The organism is Paenibacillus sp. FSL H8-0317, from assembly GCF_045040685.1.
Classification (GTDB): domain Bacteria; phylum Bacillota; class Bacilli; order Paenibacillales; family Paenibacillaceae; genus Paenibacillus.
The window spans coordinates 6,561,941-6,576,560 of record NZ_CP150294.1 but is presented as its reverse complement, the minus strand read 5'-3'; the positions used below and the strand labels follow the sequence as shown (position 1 = coordinate 6,576,560).

The 14,620-nt window shown below is 42.0% G+C and carries 7 protein-coding genes; all 7 read left to right on the top strand.

Annotated elements, in window-relative coordinates:
- The first annotated feature begins 116 nt into the window (after positions 1–116).
- The 7 genes from MHB43_RS29355 (at position 117) to MHB43_RS29325 (ending at position 14,456) form a co-directional block, all read left to right on the top strand.
- Entirely contained in the window at positions 117–458 is a 342-nt protein-coding gene (locus MHB43_RS29355; RefSeq protein WP_036612519.1) for a hypothetical protein, read from the top strand.
- A 519-nt stretch (positions 459–977) separates the two neighbouring features.
- Positions 978–4,802 carry an S-layer homology domain-containing protein gene (locus MHB43_RS29350; RefSeq protein WP_405130913.1) on the top strand — a complete coding sequence of 1,275 codons (3,825 nt, stop codon included), beginning with the start codon at positions 978–980 and terminating at the stop codon, positions 4,800–4,802.
- Between the two features lie 390 nt (positions 4,803–5,192).
- Positions 5,193–7,799 carry a hypothetical protein gene (locus tag MHB43_RS29345; protein WP_405130912.1) on the top strand — a complete coding sequence of 869 codons (2,607 nt, stop codon included), beginning with the start codon at positions 5,193–5,195 and terminating at the stop codon, positions 7,797–7,799.
- 177 nt (positions 7,800–7,976) lie between these two features.
- Positions 7,977–8,570, top strand: coding sequence for a hypothetical protein (locus tag MHB43_RS29340; protein ID WP_036667757.1), 594 nt, complete (start codon positions 7,977–7,979; stop codon positions 8,568–8,570).
- Positions 8,571–8,718: 148 nt separating this feature from the next.
- Positions 8,719–8,991, top strand: coding sequence for an alpha/beta-type small acid-soluble spore protein (locus MHB43_RS29335; protein ID WP_017691962.1), 273 nt, complete (start codon positions 8,719–8,721; stop codon positions 8,989–8,991).
- A 256-nt stretch (positions 8,992–9,247) separates the two neighbouring features.
- Positions 9,248–10,450, top strand: coding sequence for a methionine adenosyltransferase (gene metK, locus MHB43_RS29330; RefSeq protein ID WP_036612510.1), 1,203 nt, complete (start codon positions 9,248–9,250; stop codon positions 10,448–10,450).
- A 208-nt stretch (positions 10,451–10,658) separates the two neighbouring features.
- Entirely contained in the window at positions 10,659–14,456 is a 3,798-nt protein-coding gene (locus tag MHB43_RS29325; protein WP_405130911.1) for a SwmB domain-containing protein, read from the top strand.
- The last annotated feature ends 164 nt before the right edge of the window (positions 14,457–14,620 follow it).

The window sequence follows — 14,620 nt, the reverse complement described above, 5'->3', positions numbered from 1 at the left end:
CAACTCATTTATAATAGAGGAAACAGAATTATTACCAATAACTATTTTTGTAATTTGCTAGAGTTTAAGATACAATAACGGTAAATACACAATGATCTAGAGGGTGAAGTTAGCTAATGAAACCGATTTATTCGAAAGCCCAGTTGGGCTACATGAAGGCAAAGACACAGTTTGAGAAGCAGGCAGTCATTCTGGAGAAAAAGTTGGAAGATACACGCAAGACTCAGGAGATCTCTCAGGAAGTTATGGAAGGGCTTGTACAGTCCACTGGCTTCCATGATGCGTATAACAATCTGGTTCTGGCTGAGAATGAGTTGATTGAATGGTCTCACACGACGATGAAGCATGAGAAAACGTACCGTGAGAACAGACAACCAATTGACGATATGTATCTGAGATTGAACAGTGATCCAAATATGCGTGCTCAAATTATTGAACTCGCGATGAAGATTAAATAACTTATATTTCCAGAATTGCACCAGAAGCATCCCAATAGGGGTGCTTCTTTATTTTGTTTTTTGTGGATTTTGTCGCTTCATAGGATGAAACTGCGGGTATAAATAAACGTTGGTAGCAAAGACAAACCAGAGATCACCATTCCAGATTCATTGCTATATCAACGGTTTGAAAAGGTTTTGAATGGCTTCAATACCCGCACTGTACCTATACATAAAAAAAATCAAAACTTTTTTTGTGCAATCCGCAACTTTTTGAAATCTACTGCGTTTAAAGTGTAGAGTCGAAAACATTGGGCCTGTTACCAAGAATGACCTCGTGAAGAATCTTGTCTATTTTTTAGAAAAAATTGCTTTACGGCACGAGAGACCCATTGTATAATACGTAAGGTAGGATTAGGAAACTACTCTATTTTCGTATAAATCTGCTTTACAATCTTAGTTTACAAGTTTCTGTGATAGCTCACAGACATCATTTATATTAACTTGCTCACAAACTCTGGAAAGGGGGTGCAACAATATATGAGAAATACGAGCGACCCTATTAAAGAAAATTCAAATGTTATGTACACCCAAGGAGGAGAAAAAAAGGTTATGAAGAAAATTTTATCCGTAGCATTGTCTACAGCAATGGCATTCTCAATGTTTGCATCTGTAGCATTCGGTGACACAGCAGTTTCCCCGCAACAACAGTTTGATGCATTGAAAGCAAAAGGTATCTTCAACGGTTATCCGGATGGTACAGCAGGTCTTGACAAAGACATGACTCGTGCTGAGTTTGCAAAAGTTATCACTAAATTGCTGGGTCTGAAAGAGATCACTGGAACTCTTTCTTACAGTGACAAAAACTACACAGCTAAAAACTGGGCTGTACCTTACATCGAAGCAGTAACTGCTGCGGGTATCATGGAAGGTAAAAACGTTGAGAAGAAAATCTTCGACTTCAACGGTAAAGTAACAGTAGCTGAAATGGCTACAATCCTGACTCGTGCATTGGATCTTGAAATCCCAGCTGAAACAAACAACACTGCAGCAGCATGGGCTAAAGGTTACGCTCAAGCAGCGATCAATGCAGGTCTGATCGACGCTAACGCTAACTTCGCTGGAAATGCTTCCCGTGAATTGCTTGTAGGTGCTGCTTACGCAATTGATGAAGCTCAAAGCATCAAAGTTGAATCTTACACAGTATCTGAAGCTGGTAAAGTAGTTGAGTTTAAAATCAGCGATGGCGAAACTGTAAAAGTAACTTTGGATAAAGCTCTTGAAGCTAACAAAGAAACTGAAGTGAAATTCACTTACAAAGATAAAGAATTCACTGAGAAAGTTACTTATGTAGTAACTACAGCTACTAAAGTAGAAAAAGTATCTGCAGCTAACCTGAAAGAAGTAACTGTTGCTTTCGATGGTACTGTTGACGAAGATACTGCTACAGACATCTCTAACTACTCTTTGAAATCAGGCAAAGCAATCAAAACTGCTACATTGTCTGATGACAAGAAAACAGTTACAGTTGAGTTGCAAGGCACTCTGAACAACAATAAAGTTGACTTCTTGAATGTCTCCAACGTTAAAGCTGGTAATGTTGTAGTGAGTGCAAAAGACGTTGAATTCTCAATCGCGGACAATGAGCTTCCTAAAGTTGAATCAGTTAAATCTTTGGGTACTAAATCCGTTAAAGTAGTATTCAGTGAGCCGGTACAATTGCCAGCACAAGGTAACTTCGAACTTGATGGTAAAGCATACTTCGGTAAAATCACTCAACCTACATTGAGAACAGTTGTGTTGACACCTTACAGCACTTCAGCTCTTACTGTTGGAGATCACAAACTTACTGTAGTTGGCGTTAAAGACTATGCTGGTTTTGTATCCCTGACAACTTCACATGACATTACAGTTGTTGAAGATAAAGATGCTCCAACAATTACTGCAGCAACTGCAACTTTGGAAAGTGTAACTCTTACATTCTCTGAAGAAGTTGATCCAGAAACTCTTGATTCTGACAATGTATACTGGAAATCCGGTACTGACAAAATCAAGGCTACTGGAACACCAAAAGCATTGGCTGACAACAAATACAAATTCACTTTCGACAAAGCAAACGCTCTGCCAACAGGTGCTGTATTGGTCTATGTTGAAGGAGTAAAAGATTACTCCGGTAACCAAATTGCTAAGGACACTTCAGTTACAGTTAACGCTGAAATTGACCAAACTCGTCCTGAAGTAAGAAAAGCAGAAGCAATTGATTCCAAACACATTCAAGTTACTTTCTCTAAAGCTCTTCTTAATGATTCTGTAAAAGAAACTAAGAACTACAGTGTGACTGATAAAGATGGAAAAGTTGTTGCTGTTAAAGACGCAGTAAGAAGTGGTAATGACAACAATGTAATTACAATTGAATTGTACACTGCATTGTCCACAGGTGATAACACTGTAACAATCAAAAACATCAAAGACAACACAAGACTTGGTAACACAATGCTTGATTACAGCGGTAAAGTGAACTTGGCTGATATAACGACTCCTAAATTGGATTCGAAATTAGTTAGTGTGAGCAATCGTACTGTAATTGTTGGCTTCGACAAGAAAATGGATCCTGCAACACTTGCTGACTACTCTAACTATCATGTCGTAATCAACGGAGACAGAGTTACGTTGACTCCTGAATTGGCTGATATCACTGTATTGAACGACAGCAAAGCTGTATCCATTAAATTTGTTGAAACATATAAAAATCAATCTGTTGTATTTGCAGCTGGAAACTCCACTTCCACAAGAAACGTTCAGAGTTTGTATGTTCTTGGCGTGAAAGATACAGCTGGCAACTTGTTGAAACAATTTGTTGATAATAGCAATTTGAATATGATCCCAACAACAGCTGATATCACTGTTGGATTGGCAACTTATGATACAGACTATGCTGGTTATAGTGCAGCTCTGACAGCAAAAAACACAATTCAAGTTAAATTGTCTTCTAGCGTAACTTCTGCTCCTAAAAATGCATTTACTGTAATTAATGCTGAAGGTAATGCAGTTGCTATTAAAGAAGTTGTACTTGATGGAACCTCTGTTGTTAAATTGGTTCTTGAGAATGATATTGGTACTTCTGCAAGTGATGTGAGCGTGAAAGTTGATGTTAACAGACTTGGTACGTTGGCTGGCACTTATGCTACAGTTGCAGAACAAACTACTACTGTACTTGACAAAGTAGCTCCAGTTGTTAAAGCTAATGTGTCTGGTGGATACCAAAACCTTAAAGTTACTGGAGAAAGTATCCAAGTAGACTTCTCTGAGAAGCTTAAACTGGATAATGTTGCAAACGTAGATTTGCTTGCTAAAGATTTTGAAGTTATTCGCTACAATGATGGTGAAAAATTAGTTGCGGGTAATGACTTTACAGTAAGTTTCACTAATGGTAATGAATATGTTACAATTAATCTTCTTGATAAAGATACCAGAACTACTACTACTAAATACACAGTGAACTTCACAGGATCTAAGTATCTTACAGATGATACTGATGTGAAAAATGAAGCTGTTGCTTTCAGTGGTAAAGAAACTAGTGGTACTGTAACAGGTACAGCTGCACCAACTTTGACTACAGTTAATTCATCTTATGCTACTAATGATGATGGTGTTATTAAAGGCCTTGATGTTGCTAAACGTTATGAATATAAACTTTCAAGTGCAACATCTTACACTAGTGTAGCAGCAAATGCGACTCAAATTGATGGTCTAGCTGCTGGTACTTACAATGTAAGAATTGCTGCAATTGCAGCTACTGGAACTACTCCAGCAATCCCAGCTGGTGCTGTAACTACAGTAACAGTTTCTAAAGCTACAAATGCTACTGCAGATACTGCTCTGAAAGCTGCTAAAGATGCAGTTGCTGATTATGTTGCATTGCCTGTGACTACTAGCAATGAAGTTACTCTTGCTAAAGCTTCAGGTGTAATCGCTACTGGTAAAATCGCTGAAGCTGTAAGTGCAGGTGCTCCAACAGCGGATACAAACGCTTTGACAACTCAAGTTAATACTAAAAACACTACTGTTGCTACTGCTGAAGCTACACTTGCTACAGCTGCAATCAATGCTGCTGCAACTGCACTTGTTGCACCTACAATTGATGCTAGTGGCGCTAACCTAGGTACACTTCCTGCAACAGCTGCTGATGGAGTTGCTATCACTTGGACTTCAGATGATACATCTGTAATTACTAATGCTGGTGCTTACGTAGGAGCAGGTAACGCAACATTAACTGCTACACTTACTAAAGCTACAGGTACTACTGCTACAGTAACATTCGATGTAACGACTACTACTGTTATTACTACAATTGTTAAGAACTAAATAACGCTTGAGACAATGCTATTCTGATGAGTAAAATTGTCGAATGAGAAAGAGCCCTGTAGAGATTAATCTCTACAGGGCTCTTTTAATAAATATAATTATATTCAAAATTATCTGTTTTTAGGTACTTTGCACTCCTAGAAAAAGCGATTATTGATTTTAAGTCAAGATGATGTGTAAAACTTCGATTGGAAACTTTCGTTTCGTTATTGAGTTGGAAATGAAGGGGCGGTGCAGTGTGCTAGCTTATACACGAGTACTTCGCTATGAAAAGCGATTCCTCAATCTATTTATTTGATTCGTTTTATTAAAACCAACAACATCGTAACTTTCTTCCTCTTTTAAACGTTTATACTATAAAGCAACAAGCAACTTATGGGAGGTTTGGAAGTGGAACAAAGGAAAGTTTTAGTGAGTCTTTTGGCGAGTGCCTTGGTTTTGAGTTCAACTGCTGGAATTACTGCTGCAGCGAACACTGACAATAATACGAATAAAACAACTACCAATAGTTCAAATACCACATCTAGTAAATCATCAACAGAGAATAAGGTAGTACATACTTTAGGGAACTTGTCTCCTGTTAAGGTAACCGCGCGTAGTTCAGTTAGATTAACTGACGTAAACATTCTCTCACAAGATGACGGTAATATTGTTACATACACATTGACCTATAAGAACAATGATAGCAAGCCTTTGATGATGCTCGATTATTGGAGCAAGGTAAAAACAAAAGGTGGTACGTTGTTCTCGCCTAAACTGATTGCCAAGGATCAAGAAAAGAAAACCGTAGCTGCCGGATCAAGCGTAGATCTAACCTACACGATGAAGGTTGGACGTGAAGTAAAGCTGAGTGATCTGAACTTCCTGATCGTTAAGTGGGATTTCAGTAAGCCTAATTATGAAAGTACCTTAGGGGAATTTAATGTTCCTGCATCATATAGTATTACAACAGCTGTAGGGAAGACGAAAACAGTTCGTCTCAGTGACTCGTCTGTGAAGGTTAAGGTGTCAGGTATTAAGGTGTTTCCTGGGGAAAATAAGAATCAATATGTCAAAGTCGGTGTGAACCTCAATAATATCAGCTACAAATTGCTTGAGAACCCGAATATCAAATGGATCTTGCGCACGCCAAGCGGTACCAATTATCCCTTATCTCCAGATAAGGATAGTGCAAGCATCAGTATTCAGGCGCAGGCAAACAAGACACTTAGCTTAATGGTGTCCTTACCAACATCGGTAAAGCTATTAAAATCAGAATTGTTACTGGTAGAGGAACAGGGTGAAGAGAAGACAGCACTACCTGTTGCGGCTTTACAATTACCGCAGGCAAGCACATCAAACGTAGAAACGACAGCAAATGAACCTAATATAATTTCTGTAGACGGACAACGACTGTCCACTTTACTTGAGTCTGCAAAAATACGTGTAAATGAGAATGAATATGATTTGAATATGCAGTTTGTATTGAAGAATGAGGGCAAAAAGGTAATTAAGGTTCCTACTTACACTTTTGAAGTTCGTACTGCAGATGGTACCATTTATCCTGTTGAAACAAAGGCATTAGAAACGTTGAAGTTAAATCCTGGAGATATAAAAACTATTAAACTTAATACCACAATTCAAGGCAACGGTGATGCAAGTCAGATCAAGTTATATGCGATGAGTCCTTTGGATAAGAGCGAGACTACAGAATCCACGAGTTCTTCTAGCACTTTAGTTTTTTCCTATCCTGTAGGAATCTATGCTATACCAGAGTCTGTATCAAGCGGTGATGGTCTAACTACAGAGACTGTAATTAAGAACAATAAAGGTACATTTGGCGTATCTTTGGGTTCATTACAACGCTTGCCGTGGTTAGACAGTGATATTGTGGCAGCTAAAGTCACGATTCGTAATGCGGGAACCAAAACAGTGCAGCTTCCAGAGCTCGAAGCAATGTTCACGATTGATTCAGCTCAGATCGATGGTGACAAGAAACTGATCTACACCCAAAGTGGAAAGCTTCTTGGGGCAGGCATGACTACTGAAGCGTATCTTCTGACCAAAATCCCTTCGGAACTCCTCATGGGGCGTCTTGAAGTGAGTTTGATCGAGAAAGTTAGTGAAGAAGAAACGAATGAGTGGATTACCTTGAACACATCGGGATTAATTCAACCTGTATCTTATGTTGGCTCAGGTAAGACTTATACATCTGGTGCTCTGGATAAAGAGACTGAAATGAGTGTTCGTAGAACGATACGTTATCCTGGAACATCCTCAGATATAGTATATACCGAATTTGAGATGACCAATAAATCACTACGTCAGAATGGACTTGGAAAATTGGTAGGATACTTCAAGACATCGGAAGGTCAATATTACAAAGCAACTGCTAAACAATCTGAACGCTCACCTGGCCCGGGTCAGAAGTCAATTGTGACGTTCTCGGCGAAACTTCCGAAGTCAGTTACATTCTCAGATTTGCGTCTGCTTGTGGGTGAGGGCGTTGCAGATAGCAAGTTTGTTACTGGTGAAGGTGAAGCTACCGCTTATGTGAATGCAATGGCATTCGAGGTACCACCAACCTCCATAAGTGTTCAAGGGAACTTTAACAACATTGATCTTTATCCGTATTCATTAACTGCTAACAGTGTTCGTGCATATTTGGTGGGCAGCAATTCTGTACAAGTTGACATGAATTACACGCTTAATCGTAGTGAAGAGATCGAAATGGCTGAGTATGAACACAAATGGATTCTTGCATTTACAGCTCAGAATGGAAAAGTTTTTGAGAAAGAACTGACTCCAGGTACGGATTTGAAAGTAGGAAGTAATCAGACTTTAAGTTGGAGCTTAGAAGACAGCTTCTTTGAAAAATTGAGAGGTGGGTCTTACCGCTTAGCGATATATGATCAGTTCCAAGGACAACGTTTGCTCCTTGCAGAGCAAGCTTATGGATACGATGTGTCCAAATTGCCAAAAGAAGAACCTGAAATTCCTGTGATTCCTGAGGGCTGAATAACCAGATAACAACAATTCAAGAATACTTACTGAATATACTTGCTATTATTTCTTGCTATTTAAGACATCCAAACCTCGTCTTCTACAACACGGAGACGAGGTTTTGCTTGTCGCTTCCCTATTTTTTCTCTATAGTTAAAGTTAATAGATTACCAGAGGAGGAAAATGATTCACATGAAACCTTATATGAAAGTATCCCTCGCTGCGCTCGCCATTGGTGTTGGCGTCTGGGTTGGGTCGGTATACAGTAATACAGCCATCGGTGCAGGTACAAGCCAGCCAGGAACAGCAGATGATCCGGTTGTAACAAAGAGTTATGTAGATCAGCAGATCCAACAGGCTTTGGGCGGTAAGATCCCGACTGGAGGAGGAAGTACCAATACGGGAACAGACAGCAATGCAGGAAATGGTAACAATACTGGCTCTACAGGAACCGGGAACTCCGGTAGCACAGGTGGAGATACATCACTTCCTCCACTGGTCTCAGGCGCTTCTGAAGCCGTTGAGATCGTAACCGTAAAGCCGGGTCAACAGCTGATCGGAAAGTCCGGCGCGGAGTTCATTGTACGTAGCGGCAAGGCTGTGATCGTCAGTGAAGGTACGAACGGTGTAGCTGATCTGACGGACGGGATTGATCTGACGAATGGACAGGCAGCGCCGACCAATCACCTGCTCTCTTTTCCAAGGGATGGACGGGGGATCACGGTATTGGAAGGAAACAAATACAGCTTAACTGTAATGGTTCGTGGTGGATATACTCTGAAATAGGATTTGTAGCTGTTAAAGGAATTATTCATTAGTTATACATTTCATTTGCTCAGATTACCCAGTTCTAACAAACATTAATACGGCTAGCCAGCCTTGTTCCTGCTCACTCTATAACTGTTGACAATCAATTAATGGAGGTGCAGGAATCATGGCTAGAAGCAATCGCAAAGTGGTACCCGAAAGTCGTCAAATGCTGGATCAGATGAAGTATGAGATTGCTGCAGAGTTTGGTCTCAATGTAGGTTATGGTGGCAGAGGTTTAGCTGGTGCGGATACAGAATTTGGATCTGAACTGGGTGAAGTAAGTGATCACTCTTATGGGCAATACAAAGGGTGGGGACATCTGACTTCCCGTGAGAATGGATCGGTTGGTGGAGAGATCACCAAAAGGCTAATTCGCCAGGCAGAACAGCACTTATAGGGCATTTTCCTTACCCCATTTCGTTTGACACGTCTTGACAAATACGTTAAGATGGCACTTGAGGTATGCAACCTTTTCCACTAGGGAAAGGTTGATTTTCGTTTGAGGCAATTACCTGAAAAATCCTTATCTTCGGTACTGCGGACCCTGCGTCCTTATTCCATTTTTGGAAAGCTTCGAGGGTACAGTGAACGAATCGCTGTCATGTTTTGTTCGGGCAATCGCCATACTACTAGTTATGGGAGGTTGAAACTTCATGTCTGTTAAAGGCCGGCATCTATTTACATCGGAGTCTGTAACCGAAGGACATCCGGATAAAATCTGCGATCAGATCTCAGACGCCGTATTGGACGCGTTCCTTGCGAACGATCCTAATGCTCGCGTAGCTTGCGAAGTTTCCGTAGCCACAGGCTTAGTGCTTGTCATCGGTGAAATCAGTTCAGCTTCTGAATACGTGGACATTCCGTCCATCGTTCGTAATACAATTAAGGATATAGGCTACACACGTGCCAAGTTCGGTTTTGATTATAACACTTGTGCAGTTCTGACTTCTCTGAATGAGCAGTCCGCTGATATTGCCCAAGGCGTTAACGCAGCGCTTGAGAACCGTGACCCGGAACAAGTCGCTCGTGAAACAGAAAACATTGGTGCAGGTGACCAAGGTTTGATGTTCGGTTTTGCAACGAACGAAACACCTGAACTCATGCCTTTGCCAATCGCTCTGTCCCACCGTATCGCGCGTCGTCTGGCGGAAGTGCGTAAGAACGGTACATTGGAATATCTTCGTCCGGATGGTAAAACGCAAGTAACGATTGAATACGACGGTGACAAACCGGTACGTGTGGATACAATCGTTGTGTCTACTCAGCACGCTGAAGAGACTACGCTGGAGCAGATCCAAAAAGATATCAAAGAACATGTAATCTTGCCTGTCGTTCCAGCTGGATTGCTGGATGAGCAGACTAAATATTTCATCAACCCAACAGGACGCTTCGTTATTGGCGGACCTCAGGGAGATGCAGGCCTTACTGGACGTAAAATCATCGTAGATACCTACGGCGGTTATGCACGCCACGGCGGTGGTGCGTTCTCTGGTAAAGATCCAACAAAAGTAGACCGCTCCGCAGCATATGCGGCTCGTTACGTAGCGAAAAACCTTGTAGCTGCAGGTCTTGCAGACAAAGTTGAAATCCAGCTCGCCTACGCGATTGGTGTAGCCAACCCGGTATCGATCAACGTGGATACATACGGAACTGGCAAAGTCAGCGAAGAGAAATTGGTTGAGCTTGTGCGTAACAACTTTGATCTTCGTCCGGCTGGCATCATTCGTATGCTGGATCTGCGTCGCCCAATCTACAAACAAACCGCTGCTTACGGTCACTTCGGCCGTACAGATCTGGATGTACCTTGGGAACAAGTGGACAAAGTAGACCTTTTGAAAACTCAAGCAGGTCTGTAAGTTAGTTACAATAGTAATGAAGCCCTTGATTCCGATAAGGAATTAAGGGCTTTTTTGTGCTTCCATCGATTTCACTGCTTGTCATGGACAAAGGAAAAATTATGGAATAAATCCCCAAATAACTAAATGAAATCCCTTCTCTAACCGAAATACATAATGAGGTCTGTACATCAGACAAGAGAAGAAATTCAGATAAGGGGGAAGATCAGTGAAATTGAAGAGAATTGCCAAAAAAGGCATGCTCGGACTCTTGATCGTCATGCTAATGGCTCAAGGTTGGCTTACGGGTTGGAGTGGAGTCGAGCAGGGAGCATACGCTGCTGGTGAATTGACTACAAAGGGAATTGTAAATACAGTTCCAGGAGTAAACGACAAAAACGTTGATGGGTCAGCGCCATTGGTTATTGAATTTGCTAGACCGGTTCAAAAGGCAACGGACACGCAAGGTGTGATAGCGATTAAACGTTTCAATGATAATACGATTGTTACTTCAGTAGCCGTAGCAAGTAATAAGGTAACCATTGGAACTACTGGACCAATCACAGCCCCAGCAGTACCACCTACAGGAGATGGCTCAACTACATCACCTGCTATGGGACAATATGTAACGATTACACCAGAAAAGTCGCTCCCAGGGGGGAAGTATTACGTTCAGATTGATGCCGATGCGTTTGTTTACGCAGATAATGGTAGTGAGACGAATCCTACTACGTTTGCGGGACTGAACAAAGAGTGGACGTTTGATACCCAGGGAGTAGGCACTAATTTTATTACGAAAAAGACTCCTCAGAATGCAGCCATTCAAATCAAACCTTCAGAAGTTCTGACGTTAACCTTTAATCAGCCAGTCGTTGCTGGCGCAGGGACGCTTCAGATTTTCCAGGGAAACGTTTCAAGTACACCATATGAAGAAATTCCGATAACGACTACTGGATCGCCAAGGATTACAGGGCTCGAAACTAGGACGATTACAATTGATCCTGTGAAAAACTTCAACAGTAATAATACATATTACATCGTGATGCCTGAGGGTTTTCTGCGAGATCAGCAGGGGAATGATATTAATTCCATCAATGGTATGGATTGGGGATTCAATGTGCAGTCTGATCCTACATCCCTAACGGTGTCCACAGTATCTCCAACAAATGGTACTACCAATGCGCCTTTGACGGGTAATTTAACGATTACATTCAACAAGGAACTCGATCCCATCTTCACGGGCAAAGCCATTCTTAAGAAAGCCAATGGGGCGACTGTTGAATCAACGACGACCTTTAGTTCGAACAACAGACAACTGATCATTACGCCAACAAGCACATTGGAGAATAATTCGAGTTATACTGTCGATATTCCTGCCAATACGTTTCGCGATCAAGCAGGCAATACGTTCGCTGGTCTGAATGGATCTACGGCATGGGCATTCAAAACATTAAGCAGAGATACAACAGTACCTGTAATAAAGAGTGCTAAGATGCATAGTAACAACACGATTCGTCTAACGTACGATAAGTGGCTTAATGATATCAGTCCTCTGAGCAGCAGCTATACCGTTACTGTGAATGGAGAAAATCGGAATGTTAGTTCCACTTATATTTCGGGTGATAGTGTATATGTTGTATTGGATACAGGGGTAGCCGTAGGACAAATTGTGCGTATCACTTATGCGCCGGGGACTACAGGTAATCGTCTTACAGATCAGTCTTCCAATGCTGCGGCTGCTTTTGGCGCAAGAGATGTGGAGAACGGTTTAGATTCTGTCATGTCCAAGCCGCGAGAAGGTAACGTGTATTACAGTACAATGACGTTGTACTACCCTGAGACGGTATATATCACTTCAAGTGATGCAGCAAGACAATTCAGTGTAACTGCGGATCAGTCGGCTGTAGGCATCAATAGCATATCAATCAATGGCAGCTCTGTGGTGACATTGAATCTTAGTCGGTCGATTACGGATGGTGAAGTCGTTCGGGTTGCATACACGCCAGGTTCATGGCCTGTAAAAGATACACGTGGACAGGCTCTTGCTGGATTCAGCGGCTTCTATGTCCGTAATTCAATTGATACCAAACCACCTGAGTTTAAGAGTGCTGAGGTGAGTGGTAACAAGTTATGGATGCGTTACAATGAACCACTGAACACGACGAATAAACCGCTCAACAGCCAATATTCTGTTCTGGTCGATGGTAAGCCAGTCTTCGTTAATGATTCTGAGATCGAAAATGATCTGGTCACGTTAACGCTGGCTTCAGCGGTGAAGGATACACAAAATATATCGTTATCATATGTACCTGGAGCATTGCGATTAACGGATCTGAACAATAACCCAGCAGGATATCTCAATCTGACTCCAGTAACGTACACATATGGAAATGGCAAAATCCTGTCGGCTACGCTTCAGGGAGACACGGTTCAGATTAATTTCCGTGATTCAATCCAGTCCCAGGCTGCACTAACGGCATCTCAGTTCAGTGTAGTGATTGGTAATTCAACCACAACTGTATTGTCTGCTTCAGCTTCTGGCTCTGTGGTGACGTTGAAAGTGGATACTTCAGCAATAACATCGATAGCTACTCAGACGGGAACGGTGAGTTATGTACCTGGGGCAGTGCCGTTACGGGATGCGTCGAATGTCACTGTAGCGGCATTTGGACCACTTACGTTGCAACAGACAAACAATAGTTCTACCAGTAGCCAGACGAACAGCCTTCCAGCCTGGTTAACAGAACTAGATGCATCGAGCTATGGTCAGTCTTTACTTGTGATGAACAATAATACGGCTTCTGCCGAGTCTGCGATGTCACGTAATAATCGCTCTACTCGTCAATTCAATGTGGATGCGACCAAGCTAATCAAGACCTTTGAATACGCATCGGCGGTCGGTAAGACCATGGAGCCTATTGTGTTTGAGGTTCCCGATAGTGAATCTTCTGCGTATGTTGGATTCCCGTTGAATGCACTGACACAGATTGCGGCAAGCTATCGCACAGGTAGCATTGGTGTGAAATATGGTGATCGTCTTTGGACTGTTCCTCTTTCCAATCTGGATTTAACCGCTATGAGTCGAAGTGTAGGAACCACTGGAGCATCAACAGGTGTGCGCGAGCCATCCTTCTACGTGCAACTTGAGACGGTACCCGTGCTTGCGTCAGGTACATTGGATGGAATGCTTATTAACTCGGGCGCACAGAAGCTAGGTAATAATACGGATGTATATCTGTTTGCTTTTAATGGAAACAATAATCAGCGTATGGAACTTGATCTCAAAAGCCAGTTGTCTATGAAATTACCTGCAAATACGCCTACTGCCACATCCGTATATACTTATATCGATCCGGTTACGCTTATGTTATCCAACGTACCTAGTTCGTTTAAAAGTACGGCTGGGGGTATGGTTATAAAAGGCCAGATAAATGGCAATCAGACGGTAGCTCCGGTCACCCGTACTGTAAACTATCAGGATACGGCATCACATTGGGCTAGTGCAGTCATTAAAGAGCTCTCTGCGAAATGGATTATTAGTGCACCTAATGGATCCTTCTATAGACCGAATGAGAACATTTCACGTGCGGAATTTGCTGAATTGGTCGCTAGAGGTCTTGGACTGAATGGAGAACCTACCGCAGCAAGTCGTTTCCAGGATGTTCGTAGCGGTAGTGTGACAAGTGCCTATATCGGTGCTGCCGCTGAAGCGGGAATCATTACAGGAAATACCGATGGTACGTTTAAGCCGGATCGCCCCATTACGCGTGAGCAGATGGCACTTATGATGGTACGTGCTATGAACTACGGTGGGAAAACAGTCTCTCTTCAATCTTCCGCTGCTACCACTCTATCCAAGTTCAAGGACAGCAACAAAATCCAGTCCAAGGATTCTGTTGCCAAAGCGGTGCAGGAGGGAATCATTCAAGGCATGACAGCCAGAACATTTGAACCTCAGGGAAATGCAACTCGTGCACAGGCAGCAGTCATGTTGAAACGGGTTTTGGACAAGTTAGGATATCTATAAATTAATAGGGACACTTCAAGGAAGCGCATTTCTTGAGGTGTTCTTTTTTTTGTTAAAGCATGTAAGCTCTTTCTTACGTCGTCTCAAGTTAAAGGCAAAGTTACTGCAACCCTACATATGGTGTACCCTATCGGACATTTGATGTCCAAAAAGCAGGTGGTGAT